Annotated in this window: 20 protein-coding genes; 12 read left to right on the forward strand and 8 right to left on the reverse strand. The window is 62.6% G+C overall.

Annotation, left to right across the window (positions count from 1 at the left end; genetic code table 11):
- Positions 1 to 20 precede the first annotated feature (20 nt).
- Positions 21 to 884, reverse strand: coding sequence for a DUF6293 family protein (locus QZ408_RS00655; protein WP_292489227.1), 864 nt, complete (start codon positions 882 to 884; stop codon positions 21 to 23).
- An 80-nt stretch (positions 885 to 964) separates the two neighbouring features.
- Here QZ408_RS00655 and QZ408_RS00660 point away from each other — a divergent pair, with 80 nt between their 5' ends.
- Both QZ408_RS00660 and QZ408_RS00665 read left to right on the forward strand, forming a co-directional pair.
- The gene (locus QZ408_RS00660) at positions 965 to 1,342 is read left to right on the forward strand and encodes a hypothetical protein (protein WP_292488815.1); all 378 of its coding nucleotides are present in this window, start codon (positions 965 to 967) and stop codon (positions 1,340 to 1,342) included.
- A gap of 5 nt (positions 1,343 to 1,347) precedes the next feature.
- Positions 1,348 to 2,073: a hypothetical protein gene (locus tag QZ408_RS00665; RefSeq protein WP_292488816.1), complete on the forward strand. Its 726-nt coding sequence runs from the start codon at positions 1,348 to 1,350 to the stop codon at positions 2,071 to 2,073.
- Between the two features lie 34 nt (positions 2,074 to 2,107).
- On the opposite strand, the gene QZ408_RS00670 is transcribed toward QZ408_RS00665, so the two are convergent.
- On the reverse strand, positions 2,108 to 2,890 hold the full coding sequence (locus QZ408_RS00670) for a winged helix-turn-helix transcriptional regulator (RefSeq protein WP_292488818.1): 783 nt from the start codon (positions 2,888 to 2,890) through the stop codon (positions 2,108 to 2,110).
- A 138-nt stretch (positions 2,891 to 3,028) separates the two neighbouring features.
- On the opposite strand from QZ408_RS00670, the gene QZ408_RS00675 reads away from it, so the two are divergent.
- From QZ408_RS00675 to QZ408_RS00700, 6 genes are all read left to right on the forward strand, one after another.
- Positions 3,029 to 3,286 carry a hypothetical protein gene (locus QZ408_RS00675; RefSeq protein ID WP_292488820.1) on the forward strand — a complete coding sequence of 86 codons (258 nt, stop codon included), beginning with the start codon at positions 3,029 to 3,031 and terminating at the stop codon, positions 3,284 to 3,286.
- Entirely contained in the window at positions 3,283 to 3,999 is a 717-nt protein-coding gene (locus tag QZ408_RS00680; protein WP_292488822.1) for a hypothetical protein, read from the forward strand. The genes QZ408_RS00675 and QZ408_RS00680 overlap by 4 nt, the downstream gene beginning before the upstream one ends.
- A 264-nt stretch (positions 4,000 to 4,263) precedes the next feature.
- A complete protein-coding gene (locus tag QZ408_RS00685) occupies positions 4,264 to 4,425 on the forward strand; it encodes a hypothetical protein (protein WP_292488825.1) in 162 nt (53 codons plus the stop codon).
- Entirely contained in the window at positions 4,422 to 4,964 is a 543-nt protein-coding gene (locus QZ408_RS00690; protein ID WP_292488826.1) for a hypothetical protein, read from the forward strand. Before QZ408_RS00685 ends, QZ408_RS00690 begins: the two co-directional genes overlap by 4 nt.
- Before the next feature lie 194 nt (positions 4,965 to 5,158).
- Positions 5,159 to 5,452 (forward strand): nucleotidyltransferase family protein, encoded by a 294-nt coding sequence (locus tag QZ408_RS00695; RefSeq protein ID WP_292488829.1) that lies wholly within the window; start codon positions 5,159 to 5,161, stop codon positions 5,450 to 5,452.
- Positions 5,445 to 5,789 carry a DUF86 domain-containing protein gene (locus QZ408_RS00700; protein ID WP_292488831.1) on the forward strand — a complete coding sequence of 115 codons (345 nt, stop codon included), beginning with the start codon at positions 5,445 to 5,447 and terminating at the stop codon, positions 5,787 to 5,789. Before QZ408_RS00695 ends, QZ408_RS00700 begins: the two co-directional genes overlap by 8 nt.
- Positions 5,790 to 6,144: 355 nt before the next feature.
- Here the strand turns inward: QZ408_RS00700 and QZ408_RS00705 are convergent, their stop codons facing one another.
- Positions 6,145 to 7,344: an ATP-binding protein gene (locus QZ408_RS00705; RefSeq protein ID WP_292488832.1), complete on the reverse strand. Its 1,200-nt coding sequence runs from the start codon at positions 7,342 to 7,344 to the stop codon at positions 6,145 to 6,147.
- A 470-nt stretch (positions 7,345 to 7,814) separates the two neighbouring features.
- On the opposite strand from QZ408_RS00705, the gene QZ408_RS00710 reads away from it, so the two are divergent.
- From QZ408_RS00710 to QZ408_RS00720, 3 genes are all read left to right on the forward strand, one after another.
- Positions 7,815 to 7,967: a hypothetical protein gene (locus QZ408_RS00710; protein WP_292488834.1), complete on the forward strand. Its 153-nt coding sequence runs from the start codon at positions 7,815 to 7,817 to the stop codon at positions 7,965 to 7,967.
- 92 nt (positions 7,968 to 8,059) lie between these two features.
- Entirely contained in the window at positions 8,060 to 8,626 is a 567-nt protein-coding gene (locus tag QZ408_RS00715) for a nucleotidyltransferase domain-containing protein (protein WP_292488836.1), read from the forward strand.
- Complete coding sequence (locus tag QZ408_RS00720) at positions 8,619 to 8,852, forward strand: hypothetical protein (protein WP_292488838.1); 234 nt, start codon at positions 8,619 to 8,621, stop codon at positions 8,850 to 8,852. Before QZ408_RS00715 ends, QZ408_RS00720 begins: the two co-directional genes overlap by 8 nt.
- Positions 8,853 to 9,082: 230 nt before the next feature.
- On the opposite strand, the gene QZ408_RS00725 is transcribed toward QZ408_RS00720, so the two are convergent.
- The 4 genes from QZ408_RS00725 to QZ408_RS00740 all read right to left on the reverse strand — a co-directional run bounded on the left by QZ408_RS00725 (position 9,083) and on the right by QZ408_RS00740 (position 11,330).
- Positions 9,083 to 9,940 carry an amino acid permease gene (locus tag QZ408_RS00725; protein ID WP_292488840.1) on the reverse strand — a complete coding sequence of 286 codons (858 nt, stop codon included), beginning with the start codon at positions 9,938 to 9,940 and terminating at the stop codon, positions 9,083 to 9,085.
- Entirely contained in the window at positions 9,930 to 10,208 is a 279-nt protein-coding gene (locus QZ408_RS00730) for an SHOCT domain-containing protein (RefSeq protein ID WP_292488842.1), read from the reverse strand. Before QZ408_RS00730 ends, QZ408_RS00725 begins: the two co-directional genes overlap by 11 nt.
- Positions 10,205 to 10,654, reverse strand: a complete 450-nt coding sequence (locus QZ408_RS00735; protein WP_292488844.1) for a DUF6325 family protein — start codon at positions 10,652 to 10,654, stop codon at positions 10,205 to 10,207. The genes QZ408_RS00730 and QZ408_RS00735 overlap by 4 nt, the downstream gene beginning before the upstream one ends.
- A gap of 136 nt (positions 10,655 to 10,790) precedes the next feature.
- Complete coding sequence (locus QZ408_RS00740) at positions 10,791 to 11,330, reverse strand: small multi-drug export protein (RefSeq protein ID WP_292488846.1); 540 nt, start codon at positions 11,328 to 11,330, stop codon at positions 10,791 to 10,793.
- A 251-nt stretch (positions 11,331 to 11,581) separates the two neighbouring features.
- Here QZ408_RS00740 and QZ408_RS00745 point away from each other — a divergent pair, with 251 nt between their 5' ends.
- On the forward strand, positions 11,582 to 12,034 hold the full coding sequence (locus QZ408_RS00745; protein WP_292392580.1) for a phosphate-starvation-inducible PsiE family protein: 453 nt from the start codon (positions 11,582 to 11,584) through the stop codon (positions 12,032 to 12,034).
- Positions 12,035 to 12,157: 123 nt separating this feature from the next.
- Here the strand turns inward: QZ408_RS00745 and QZ408_RS00750 are convergent, their stop codons facing one another.
- The gene (locus QZ408_RS00750) at positions 12,158 to 13,651 is read right to left on the reverse strand and encodes an MFS transporter (RefSeq protein WP_292488847.1); all 1,494 of its coding nucleotides are present in this window, start codon (positions 13,649 to 13,651) and stop codon (positions 12,158 to 12,160) included.
- Positions 13,652 to 13,740: the final 89 nt, after the last annotated feature.

Genomic DNA, 13,740 nt, shown 5'->3' on the forward strand with positions numbered 1-13,740 from the left:
GAGGAGAAACTCAGTCCCCTTCACCTCCCCACCCCCGAACCAGGAATCAGCCCGCTCACGCACGCGATATGCTCCCCGGCCTTCGTGATCCGGATCGAGAAGTTCCGGCCCTGCCACCGCCGCTCCACGTAGCCCTGCTCCTCGAGCTCCTTGAGGTAGCCGCGGTTCGTCCGGTTCAGGAGCGCCCGTTTCTTCCCGGCCCGCAGGTACGCGTCCCGTTCGGCCGTGTGCAGCCTCTCGTAGCCGTGGACGCTGGCGTCGTGGAAGAACCCGATGATCTCCTCGCTCGTCATCCCGCCGGCCCCGGCCTCCTGGCGCCGGAAGAGCTCGACGAGGAGCCGGACGTTCTCGGGCCGCGGCATCATGATACGGAAGTGCTGGAAGACCTCGGTCCTGGCGTCCTCGACGATCGAGAGGCCGTGCTCGCACTCCTCGCCGTCCGCCGTCGCGTAGCGGTCGGCGCTGACGTAGTAGAGCACGGCCTCATGGACCATCGCGGCGAGCGTCACCGCGACCGAGGTCTTGCGCCCGCAGGAGGACATGTTGACGTAGACGGCGTTGCCCGCCTCCTTCTCCGTGCGGATCAGGCACGAGACGACTCTCAGGACGTCGAGGATGTCGAACATCGCGACCGGGACGAACGTCACGGCGATCCCGAGCTCCTGCAGCCGCTCCGTCACCCGGCCGACGAAGTAGTGCTGTTTTTTGACCATCCCGGCGTCGAGGCCGGCGTCCGGCGGGACCGCGAGGATGTAGGCCCGGTCGGCCTTGTTCTTCGTGAACGGCGCCACCGCCCGGTCGATCTCGTGGCCGAGGGGGATGATGTGGACGACGTCGCGCAGGCCCCCCGGCAACACCCGGTCGTTCTCGTTGGTCATACTCATCACAATATTCACTGAATACACGTGAAGTTGTTAATGTTTCGATCCGGCACACGCTCTCCTGTAACAGGAGGTATCAAACTATGAGAACCAACCTTCAGGGACTTGCCGGGCGGCGGGTCACACTGACCGCCGTCTTCTGGCAGTACGGAACCTACAGGGGCAACGGATGCTCCGGGAAGTCCATCCTGCTCAGGCAGGTCCGCGACCTCTCCGGCCGGCTGCTTGCCGACCACGCCTGGATCAACTACACCGCCGGGTTCGACGCGGCCGGAGAGTTCCACCGCGGCGATACCGTCCGGTTCACCGCCACGGTCGACGAGTACGTCAAGGGCTACCGGGGGGCAAAGATCGACGACCGGCTGGCGCGGCCGCCGGCGGTCGACTACCGCCTGAAATTTCCCCGCCGGGTAGAGAAGACCGGCAGGATCGATCCGGGTGCGCGCCCGGTGCGGGGGTGAGGAGGATGGAGAAGCACCGGCAGGAAGAGGTCGACCGGCTGATCGCCGATCTCGACTTCCCGGCCCTCTACCGGGGATACACGTGGAAGAACGACACCTGGGAGAAGGGGTTTTCCGAGATCCTCGGGCTTGAGCGGGAGGTGACGGCAGCCGCGCGGGACCAGGCGCTCGGGCTCGGCCACGTGCAGAAGATCGCCCGCCGGGCCGGCCTCCCGGACCGGACCGACTGCGCCGGCCGGATCGTCGTCATCCTCTACATCGGCAGCGCCCCGGCGTACTGGCTGATGCGGGAGTCCGGGGAGACCGCCAGGATCGTCGAGGAGCAGATCCGGGGGTTTGGGCCGGCGTGTGCGAGCAAACTCCTCCGGTTCGCCGTCCCGCAGGTCTTTGGGGCGATCGACACCCGGCTGGTCCGGATCTTCGGCCGCGGCGACCCGGAGAAGCAGCGCTACCCCGTGCTTGACCTGATAGCGGAGCGGTCCGGCGGCCGGTGGGCGATCCCCGCCGCGCAGCCGGGGTGGCCGGAGGAGTACGGGGCCTGGACCGGGGTCCTGCACGCGCTCGCGAACGTCCTCAACCGTGAGGAGGTCTGCTGCCCACACCCGGAGGGGTTCGCCGCTGCGGGCCTCCGGAGCCAGGGCATCTGGGCCGCGGCGGACGTGGAGATGGCGCTGTCCTGCTACGCAACGGGGGTTGTGGGGGAAGAATGTGCACCCCTTCCGGTGGGGTGAGTGAGGCGGATCCCGATCGGGGTCGCAGGCATCCTCACCCCTCGCTCCCGGCACCAACCCCTTCGCGGCAACCCCCGGCGCGTAGCAGGCCCGCTCGCTCCCCGACAAACGCCGCCGCCTCTCCCGAGAGGGTGTACCGGACTTCTCCCCCTGTCTTTTCCCGGAGGATGATCCTATCGCCTTCCAGCCTTCGGATGTGCCATGAGACCGATGAGGGGGTGATCCCGAGCCGTTCGGCAAGCTGCCGCCGCGACATCCGTGGGTTCTCCAGCAGCGCAAAGAGGAGCTCCCGCGTCTTCGGGTTTTTGAGGGGGATGAGCACCTTCGCTTCGAGAACCGAATACTTCTGCCGGTTCTCGAAGTACCCCGTCTGCCCCCCGACGGCGGTGGTGACAATCATCCCGACCTCCTGGAGCTTCTCGAGGTGGTACCTCAGGGTTCCCCGGTTTATCCCGAGGTCCTCGGCGAGGGTGGCGGGGCGGATGCCCGGGTGAGTGCGGATGTGGTCGTAGATCGCCGTCCGGGTCTCGTGCCCAAGGGCGGTGCGTTTCATGATCCGACGATAACCAAAGAAGAGCCAGACGTTCAGGAGAAAGAGGACATTCACGACGACCAGGAGTTCGGGGGAGACTCCGATGAGCATGCTGCTCATCAGGCTCTGGGGCGGGACCTGCCACCACTCGATGGATGTCATATCCTGTGGCGGGCGGTCGGGCACATAATCCCTGGCCGGGCTGATCGTATAGACGACGGCCGCAGAGGTGGGGATGGCGAAGAGAAGGGTGATCAGGAGTACAACAGCCGGCCAGCGTCGCATGCTCCAAGAATTGGAGTAGGGAGCCATTACCTTTGCGCTTTGCCGGTGTCTCCCATCGTCGGGTTTCAGAAAAACCGGGGCTCCAGGGTAGACGGTCGGCACAGAAACCGCATATAATCTCGCGTCACATCTCCCACTATGACGGAGGAGGAACCGCCCGCAACGGGTCGCCACCGTATCGTCGCCGTCGCGGCCGGCATCGGGCTCCCTGCTGGGGTGGCCGTCCCCGGGGTTATGGTCGCGCCGCGGGGTGGTTATCTCTCGGTCACCGCCGCCGGCAGGGATACTGCAGGCAGCGAGATCTCGCGACAGGAGCGGCCGATCGATCCCTACTCACTCCGGGGCATCGGCACGGCAGACGGCGGCTACCTCATCGCCGGGAGGGTAGTCGCATGAGAGATCGGTGGCTTATCCTCGGCATCGCCATCGTGGTGATCTTCGTCTTCTGGCGTGCTACTTACGTCCCGCCCGGCTACGAGACGATACACTATGAGACCGTTCCCGTCCTCCCGGTGGAGCGGTACAACCTCCCGTTCACCGAGATCTGGGAGGCGATGGAAGAGCAGATCCCGTTTGACAACCGGACGGCGAGGTCTCCGCTGCTCGTCATGGATTTTGATGCGAACGGCTCGTTCACCTACATCCAGTTCAGTTTCTTCGCCGATATGAGAGGGGAGTCCTGGGTGCACTCCGCCTTTGTCCTCCAGAATGGGAGTACCTACCTCTCGTCCCAGCGGCTCGATTACCACCCTCCTCACGCACACCCGCTCGGAGCCCTCGTCGCCGTCGACGATATCCCGTTCGATGGGATCTCCTACGGCAAAAGAGGGATGAGCCTGAAGGTCTTTTACCACGAGCAGAACCGGACCTATGACGACACCTACAAAAACATCTACGCCATCGAGAACGGCACGCTCCGGCCGCTGAAGTTCATCTCCTTTGCCACCACGGAGGTCTGGAACACCATCGAGATTTATCCGAGGGATCCGCCGGAGGGGGATCGGCCGCCGGCCGCCATCGATGAGAACCCCCGGGCGCTGGTCATCTTTGCCCCGCGGGAGATCAGGTTGGCGGAGAGGGTTGTGTATGAAACGACGGCTGGAGTTTGATATGGCCGAAGACGCGAGGAGCAAAGCCCTTCGGGCGAGACTGCATCGCTGTCCCGGCACCATCTACTCGCGCGAGGCCGCGAAGGGCGATGGGCCGGCATTCGAAGATCGCAGGGTGCGATGCTCCGGCGGAGACGAACTGCACAGAAGAGATATATGGCGTTCATCACAATCACTCACTAATAGGCCTTCCATTCTGCCGGCCGGCGCGCCGGGCTGGTTGTTTGACGAGACCGGGCATCCCGGAAGGTCGGAATTGATCCAATGAAGTATCTTCACGTCATTCTCATCTTCTCCCTGTTCATCCTCCCGGCAGTGGCTGTCGAGAGCCCGGTGGAGGCGCCCGTCGAACGGATCGAGATCGATGGTGCGGCGACGGTCGCCTGCGCGATAGCGCTCCTGCGCCGGGGGGTGAGGCGGGAATGAAGGCCAAACCGCTCATCACCGCGAGCGCGATCTTCTTCTTCCTCTGGGCGACAATGGCGGTGACGCTTGCGTCCCATGGCCTCATCCGTTCCCGGAGCATCATATTCCTGCTCTCTGTCATCTCGCTTGCGGGATCGGTTCAGCTCCTGCGGGCGATACGCCGGGAGTCGCCCCGGTGGTATTGGGGCATCCCGTTTGCGGCTGTCTGTGCTGTTCTAGCGCTCTGGACGGGAGTTCTCGCATGGGCTGTGCCCTATCATCTCGCGGACCCCGCCTTCCAGATCATGTTCCTCCTCCCCCCGACCGCGGCACTCCTCCTCTCCTCCCTCCCGGACAGCTGCCGGGCGTGGGTGCGGATACCGACCGTCGTCGTCGCAGCCCTCGGCATCATCTCGCTCTTCCTGGCACTGGGTGCGCTCCTGGATGTCACCCCCGTGCCCGCACCGGGCATCATGGAGTTTGCCGGCCCCATATACGGTCTCTTCCTCATGCCGCTCGTCGGGCTGCTCCTTATCGTGGCGGGGGCGGCTTGCCGATGATCCTCGCCGGCACCGCCGGGTGCCGTGGACCCACCGCCGGTAACGCCCGGCTCCGAGGACGGCACGCTCAGGCTGTTTCGGAAAGGCCCTGAGATTTACCGGCTCGATGTCCCGGAGAAATGTATTCCGATCCGCATCTCGCAACCACCGGGCCGAAGCAACTATTAGCAATCCCTGCCAAAACACCAGTATCTATGCAGTCCCGGGAAGAGATCTTTGCGACCCTGCAGCGCCTCAAGGGAGATATTGCCGCACGGTTTTCGGTCAGTCGGATCGGTATCTTCGGCTCGGTTGCCCGCGGCGAACAGACCGAAGCGAGTGATATTGATATCCTCGTCGAGTTCTCCCGGCCGATCGGGTTCTTCGCCTTCCTCGAGCTCGAAGAGTTCCTTTCACGAAATCTCGGCGCCCCTGTCGATCTGGTGACACCCGATGCCCTGAAACCCATCATACGGGAGCGGGTGGCTGCCGAGGTCGCGTATGCCTGAACGGTCGAAGATCCACCTTCTCTGCGGTGATATTGCTGAGGCTATCGAACGCATTCTGTCGTATACTTCGGAGATGACGTACAGCGAGTTTATCAGCGATATCAGGACACAGGATGCGGTTATCAGGAATCTGGAGATTCTTGGGGAAGCAATCAAAAACCTTCCGCCCCGGTTTACGGAGCGGCATCCGGAGATTCCATGGCGGTTCATCGCCGGTATGCGGGACAAACTCATCCATCACTATTTCGGCGTCAGTCTTGAGATCGTCTGGGAGACAGCGCGGTCCGATATACCTGCGCTCCGGGAGTGGCTGAAGAAACTGGAAGAACGGCAATGAGACACTGGAACTACTGCAGCCAGCTCCGGGAGTAAGTAGCCCGAGAGGGGACTGGCGATTCAGGCGGGATTTGTTCAGATGATACAGTCGGTCTCACCCAGAAAAGCCCGACACGGAAGTACCGCCTGACTGAGAACGGAATGAGACGTCTGGGAAGAGGCTGATACCCCGGGCAGGAGTGGCGGGGGCGGCCTGCCGATGATCCTTGCCGGCACCGCCGGGTGCCGTGGACCCGCCGCCGGTAACGCCCGGCTCCGAGGACGGCACCCTCAGGCTGTTTCGGAAAGGCCCTGAGATCTACCGGCTCGAGTACCTCAAGCCAGCGGAGATCACGGGGTTGGTCGCCGGGCTCCTCTCACGCCAGGTACCGGGTAATCGGCTCGAGATCCTGGTACCCGACCAGGTGCCCTGCCGCCCGGCGCTGGGACTGGTCGCCCCCGTAGACCACGAACGAGCGATCCGGGGCGTTGCCGGAGAGCCCGTTCCAATACGCGATCTCGCTGAAGAAGTCGGAACTTGCCGTTCTGCCGGACTTGATCTCGACTGGGATGGGATCCCACCCTTGATACTCGATGATGCAGTCGATCTCATGCCCGAGTTTGTCCCGCCAGAAGTAGAGGTTGGACTCTTTGCCCCGGTTGAAGCGGAACTTCAGGAACTCCGTTATGATGAGCGATTCAAAGAGCCCTCCTTTCAGGGGGTGGTAACCGAGGTCGTCGGCACCCTGTATCCCGGCCAGGTGTGCAGCAAGACCGGGGTCCGTGAAGTAGAGTTTGGGCATCTTGACAAGCCGCTTGTTGAAGTTCTTGTGATGGGGCCTGACCTGGATGATCAGCATCGACGTCTCCAGGAGGGAGAGCCACTCTTTCGCCGTGTTGTGGGTGATGCCGCAGTCATGGGCGAGGGACGAGTAGTTCACCACCTGGCCGGACCGGTAGGCGCACATCTTCATGAATGTCTGGAACGCCGAGAGGTTCTGCACCTGCTTGAGAAGGCGGAGATCGCGCTCGATGTAGGTCTGGATATACGACGAGTAGAAGTCTCGCGGGTGAATGCTGCTGCTATAGGGGCGGGGGAAGAGGCCGGCGTAGAGGAAGTCCTCGTAGCGTTCAATCCCTACCCCGGCACGGGCAAGTTCCCCCATTGAGAGGGGGAGGAGTTTGACGATCCCGACCCGGCCGGCAAGCGACTGGGATATCCGCTCCATCATCAGGAAGTTCTGGGACCCAGTGAGGATGAACTGTCCTGGCCTCTGATTCGCATCAAGGACTCCCTGGAGGTACGAGAAGAGCTCCGGGACCCTCTGTACCTCGTCGAGGACCGCCCCGGTCTTCTCGTACTGTGCAAGGAAACTGCGGGGGTCCTCCTCTGCGAAGGCGCGGGTGTCGGGGTCTTCGAGCAAGACGTAGGGCAGCTGCGGGAATACCGACCGGACGAGCGTCGTCTTTCCCGACTGGCGGGGGCCGACGACGGCGACTGCTGGAAAGCCGAGAGCAAGCGACCGGATCTGTACCTCCGCATCCCGCTGGATCATCCCCTGCTTCGTGGTGGACATATTGTAAATGGTATTTACAATTTGTCCACATAAACATACCTGCGGGATCGACGGACACTGCTGTCCGGGCGGGTTAGCATACGCTGCAATGTGTTGCTGCGGTTGGCTTTGACGTTCACTACCGGCGCCCCGGGTTCCTGCAGCCGCTCCGTCACCCGGCCGGCGAAAAAGTGCTGCTTTCTGGCCATTCCGTGGTCAAGGCCGCCACCAAGGTGATCTCTCGATCGAAACCTATCGCCGGTCGGCAACCGAAGCCGGGTGGCCAACCCGCGACTCCATCCGATACTACCGGGCATCGCCGGCGCCAGACCCGTAGTGAGAAGGAACCGGCGCCAAGATCATCAAACTAAAACCGGTGTGCCTGGTCCCACTGATCCGCCCCCGGCAGCGAAGCCCTGAGTACCAATCACGATTAGAATCCCGTCGACCGCCAGACCGGGCATGCCCAACTCGATGAGTGGTGGCGTCTCGTGCAGAAAGCGGAGCACATCCGTGCCGACCGCTACCCCCACGAGCGGTTCTGCCTCGTCGCGGGCGCCGTCGAGGGGAAAGACCGGCTCCGCGATGAGGGGTTCCTCGTCTACGACCTCGCAGATATCGAGGCGGCGTGCAGCACCCGGTAGGGCCCCGCAGGGTTTGTTGTGGGTCTGAAATGTGAATACTTTTTGTATCCGGATGAATACATTATTTATCCTAATGAATACAATATGTATTCATGCTTGAGGCGCTCATTTCCTCAAAGGTCCGGGTGAAACTCCTCACCCTGTTTCTCCTCAACCCGGAGAGCGAGTTCTACGTCCGCGAGATCGTCCGCATGACCGGCGAGAACATCAACGGAGTGCGCCGCGAGCTTGCAAACCTGGAATCGTTTGGACTTCTTGTCGGGAGACGGCGGGGGAACCAGCAATACTTCACGGTCAACCGTGATTTTTTCCTCTACACCGACCTCCAGCAACTCGTGCTCAAGACGGAAGGGGTTGCACGAGTTATCCGGGAGAATCTCTCTTCCTTGCAGAATATCGAGTGCATGTTCGTCTACGGATCGTTTGCAAAAGGTACCGCAGGGGGAAGGAGCGATATCGACCTCTTCATCGTGGGCGATGTGAACGAAGAGGTGCTGATCCCGCTCGTGAATACGAGCGAGCGCGCGATCAACCGTGAGATCAACTACACGCTCATGCTTGCTAGCGAGTTTGCGCGAAGAAGGGAGGGCGGAGATCCTTTCGTAAAGAATGTAATGGGTGAGAGAAAGATCATGATCATCGGGACCTGCGATGATTGAAGACCTTGAGAGGCAGGGGCTGATCAAGAGGCTCCCTCTCGACCGGAAGAAAGTAGACGACGCGATGGCTCTCGCCCGTCGGGATATTGATACCGCTCGTACACTTCTTTCGACCGACTGCGATTGGGCATACAACATCGCCTACAACGCAGTCCTCCAGGCCGGCCGGGCCCTGATGTTCGCAAAGGGTTACCGTCCGGACGGTGCAAACCAGCATATCTGGTAAAGTTTGCCGGGCTCTTCCTTGGTGAGGGTGACGTTCTCATCTTCGACCGTATGCGCCGTAAACGGCACAGTTCGGTCTAGGACGCCGTAGGTGTAATATCTGCGGCCGAAGCGGAATTTGCGGTGAGTGCGGCTGAGGCCCTGGTGCAGAAGGTTGCGATGCTCCTTGGGTGACCTCATCTCGGCCCGGAGGGCGTCCCATCCCTCTCCGCCACCATCTTCTCCCGCGCCTCACCCCACTTCCCCCACCGCCCCCGTCCGGCGGCTCCCGTAGGCGAAATAGATGACAAGCCCGATCAGGAGCCAGACCACGAACCGGAGGTGCGTGACGGTCGGCAGGGCGACGATGAGGTAGACGCAGGAGAAGATGGCGAGGAGCGGGACTGCCGGGACAAACGGGACCCGGAACGGCAGCGGAGCATCGGGCCGGGTGTGCCGGATGACGATCACCCCGGCCGAGACGATGATGAAGGCGGCGAGCGTCCCGATGTTCACCAGCTCCGCGACCGCACCGAGGGGGAGGAGGCTCCCGATGGCGGCGGTGACCAGCCCGACGACGAGGGTGACATTCACCGGCGTCCGGAGGGTGGGGTGCACCTTCCCGAACGCCGCGGGGAGCAGCCCGTCGCGGGACATCGCGAAGATGATCCGGGTCTGGCCGAAGAGGAGGACGAGCAGCACCGAGGTGATCCCGAGGAGCGCCCCGCCCCAGGGGATGCCGATCCAGTCGAGAGCAAAGGCGACCGGTGCCGGAACGTTCAGCTCAGGGTAGGGGACGATGCCGGTGAGCACCAGGGAGACCGCGATATACAGCGCCGTGGCGATGAGGAGCGAACCGATGAGCCCGACGGGGAGGTCTCGCCGGGGGTTCCTGACCTCCTCGGCCGTCGTCGAGACCGCATCGAACCCGATGTAGGCAAAGAAGACGATGGCCGCGCCCGTGACGACCCCGCCCCACCCTCGATGTAGCGGAGATTGCCCCGCAGGGGAGGGGGCCGTCGGACACGCCCGCGGCAGAGAGGGGTCGGGGCAGCCCGGGCGCCGGACTCCGTGCCTAAAAATGGTGAATCCTGCAGTCCTACTGCGCAAGGATCTTCTGCTTCTCCTGCTGGAACTCCTCCTCCGTCAGGGCTCCCATCTGCTTCAACTCCGCGAGCTCCCTGAGTTGAGCCATCTTCTCCTCCTGGGTTATCCCTGTCGGGGCAGGCGCCTGCACCTGCTGCTGCACCTGCGCCGCCTTCTTCATCTCCCTCTCCTGCATCCTCTTATCGACAGCCCGGGTGGTCACGGTGGCTGTTCCTGCGATCACCGCGGTGCGGGCCACGGTGCCGATAAGGCCCGGCCGGCCGCCTCTCATGGTGCCGCCTCCAGTGCTTCCTGCTCCGCTGGCCGCCATGCCAGCGCGGCGTCCACCCTCTCTTTTGGGATACGTTCGCCCGCGATCAACCTTCCATCGGCGGCGAGAACGGCGTCGCGGAACTTCGTTGCCCATACGTGCTCGAAGAGGAGCAGCGCCACGGAGCTGTTCTTCTCCATGATCTCACTGACCTTCTCCACATCCTCTTCGGCGAAGAGTGTGCTCGCCTCCCGTGCAAGCGGGGCGAAGGCATCCGCCGCATCTTTCTGGAGGTCGGCAAGCTCCATCACGCTGACGTTGCCCTGCTCGTCTTTCCTCACGAAAACGAGGTCGATGATGCGGATGATACCCGCATCGACCACCTCGCGCAACGCCGGGATGATCTCGCCTTTGAACTGGTTTCCCGGAAACTCGATGACCATATACTCGACTGGACCAAGAGACATAGCGCGCCTCCGGAGCAGGATGCCGGTTCGACTATATAACTCAATCCGTTGTGCGGAGTCAGGGCTGCCCCTGCCCTTTCTGCACCGCTCACGTGACGGCGGAACCGGCGCTTCTTCTGGGCACTCCCCACCCCGATTAAAAGATCACCTGGAGGAACCCGAGCGCCACGAGCAGGAGGAGCCCGGTGACGATGACCCATCCCAGCGTGACGAAGAAGACCGACTGGACCTTGTTCCAGCGCAGAAGCCACCCGATGACGACGCTTGAGTAAAGGCCGATCACCGGGAGCGCAGGAAGGATGATGAGCGTGACTGCGCCGTACTTATGTAAGATCGGGTACCTCGCCATCTTCTCTTCCGTGCTCTTCGTGAAACGCTGGACTCTCTCCGACTGCTCGGCAAACGTGTCCAAGATCTCGTAGATGGCGAGGACGATCCCGAGTTCCACGAGCGTCATGACGACCAGGATGAACAGTGGATGCAGGCCAAGTCCCATGCCGACGAAGGCGGCGTTTGCCTGGAGAACGAGGGTGGAGATGATCAGGGTAAAAATCTTCCCGGTCGGAACGGAGAAGAGAAACCCGAGGAGTACGGGGATCAGGGTGGCGATGACGAAGGCGATGGCGATTGCCATAACCCCCTTCCTGATTCCGTCGATCACCTTCGATCCATCCATCGTTCCACCCGAATGCCGCGAGAGGGACGAACCCCGAGTTCTTACCATGCCAGCGTGCCGTAGGATGCGCACTTTGCTATATGAACCTTGCTCCCAAACGTTTCGTGCCGTGCCCCCATGCACCTGCGGCAATCGTGGTGGTGAAAGCCCCTCTGCACCGCACGAGACCGGGAGGACGACGACAATCCCGGGGAAGGAAAACAGCGATGCTCTCGATATATTTTTATATGGGCTTGCAGGAGGACCTGCGCATGCGCCGCTGGCTGGAGTTGTTTGAGCGTTTTACCTACATCGTGCTCATGGCCTTCCTGGTGGTGGTACTGCTCTTCGCACTCTTCGAACTGGGGTGGCTGTTGTTCGCAGGGCTGTTCGAGGGGCCTCTCTACCGGCTTACCAGCCAGAAGCTCTTCGACCTCTTCGGGTACTTCCTGCTGATCCTCATCGGCCTGGAACTCCTGGAGACGATAAAGGCCTACCTCGAAAGAAGAGAGTTCCATGTCGAGATCATCATCCTCGTCGCGATCATCGCCATCGCAAGAAAGGTCATCCTCCTCGGCTCGGCGACCGCGGGCGAGCTCATCGGGATCGCGCTGATCATCATTGCTCTCTGCGGCGGCTACTACCTCATACGCCGGGCGGGAATGCCGCACTCACTCCCGCCGGACAACCACGGCCCTTCACCCGAAAGACGAGAGGAGCCCTGACCGGGGTTCTCTCGACCCCCCGGCAGGTGCGCATTCGAAGGCCTCCGGGTTGATGGTGCAGATATGGCTCTATGACCCGCTGGTATGGGCTACCCGGGGATTCCTGCGACCGCCAACATACCGTCATCGGGCGGGATCGGGCCCGGGCTCCGGGCTCCGGGACACCGGACCCGCGGGCAGCATGAACGCGGCTGCGAGACCTACCAGAGCAAACAGCACCAGAACAACCAGGGCGAGGGCGTAGCCCAGATTCCCCGTGACCAGATTGGACACGATGACGGTGCCCGCAATGGCCACGCCGAGCGATGAGCCCAGGTTCGAGACGCTGCGCGAGAGGCCCGATATCTCCCCCTGGTCCTCCTCGGGGAAACTGGACTGGACGACGTTGACCGAGGACGTCAGCATGACCCCGACGCCCATGCCGACCAGAAAGAGGCCCGGCACGAACGTAAGGACGTTCGAGGTCTCCCGCACCAGCAACAGCAGGAGGAGCACGCCGGCTACCGTCACGACGAACCCCGCCCGGATCAGCGTTGCCTGGGAACGCCTCCGCGCCAGCCTGCCCGCGGCCATCGAGGAGAGCAGGATACCGATCGTCGCCGGCGTAAGGATCAGGCCGGTCTCGATAGCGTTGTAGCCCCGGACCGTCTGCAGGTAGACGGACACCACAAAGGAGAGGCCGAGCAGGACCAGCCACTGGATGTTCTGCGTGACGAGGCCGAGGTTCGACGTGCGGTTTTGAAACAGCCTGGTGGAGAGCAGGGGCTCCTTGCCCGCCCGCTCCATCGACCGGATGTGCCAGAAGAACCAGGCCAGTAAGAGCACCCCGACAAGCACGAAGACCCATACCGGCGATATGCCGCCTTGCGGGATCACGACCGTGTTGCCGACGACGAAGTCCTGACTGGCCTTAAACCAGCCGTACGTCGAGGCCTGCAGGATGCCGACCACGATAAAGAAGAGCCCCGCCGCCGAGAGGATGGTTCCGACGATGTCAAAACCTGGTTTTGGGCCCTGCACACCCGGATCGACGATCGACCGGCTCTGGATGATGACGATGCCGACGACAAGGGCCTGCACGACAAAGGCTGCGCGCCAGCTGATCGCGGTGGTGATGATCCCGCCGACCAGCGGACCCGCTGCCGCCCCGATACCGCCCGCTGCACTGATCGCCCCGAAGGCGCGGGCGCGCGAGGTGAGGTCGGGATAGAAGACGGTTGCGAGGATATACACGGGCGGGATCAGCAGTGCGGTCCCGATGCCTTCGAGGAGCGAGTAGCCGAGGATCAGGATCCCGAGCCCCGGCGCCGCTGCCGCTATCAGCGCCCCCACGCCGTAGACGAGGAGGCCCCGCCTGAAGAGGTACGTGCGGCCCAGGATATCCGTCAACTTGCTGCCGGGGATCATCAGGGCTGCCATGGTGAGTGTAAAAACGGCGATGGTCGTCTGGACGCCGCTGACCGTCGTCCCCAGGTCGGTGGCGATGTTGCTTATGGCCACGTTCATGTTCGAGGCAGCGTAACTGCAGATGAACTGCGCCAGCGCAAGCGGCAGGAGCACGCCCTGTGGGGTTGCCGCCGATGCCGGGGAAACCGGATCTGCGGAGTTATCCATCATATCAGCCCTCGATGCGAATGCGTCAGACGGACCCGGTGTATATTAATGTAATTGTCCGGTATTTTGCCGGCTAGTATACCCTTCGTACG

This window comes from Methanoculleus sp. 10 (assembly GCF_913757945.1).
Classification (GTDB): domain Archaea; phylum Halobacteriota; class Methanomicrobia; order Methanomicrobiales; family Methanoculleaceae; genus Methanoculleus.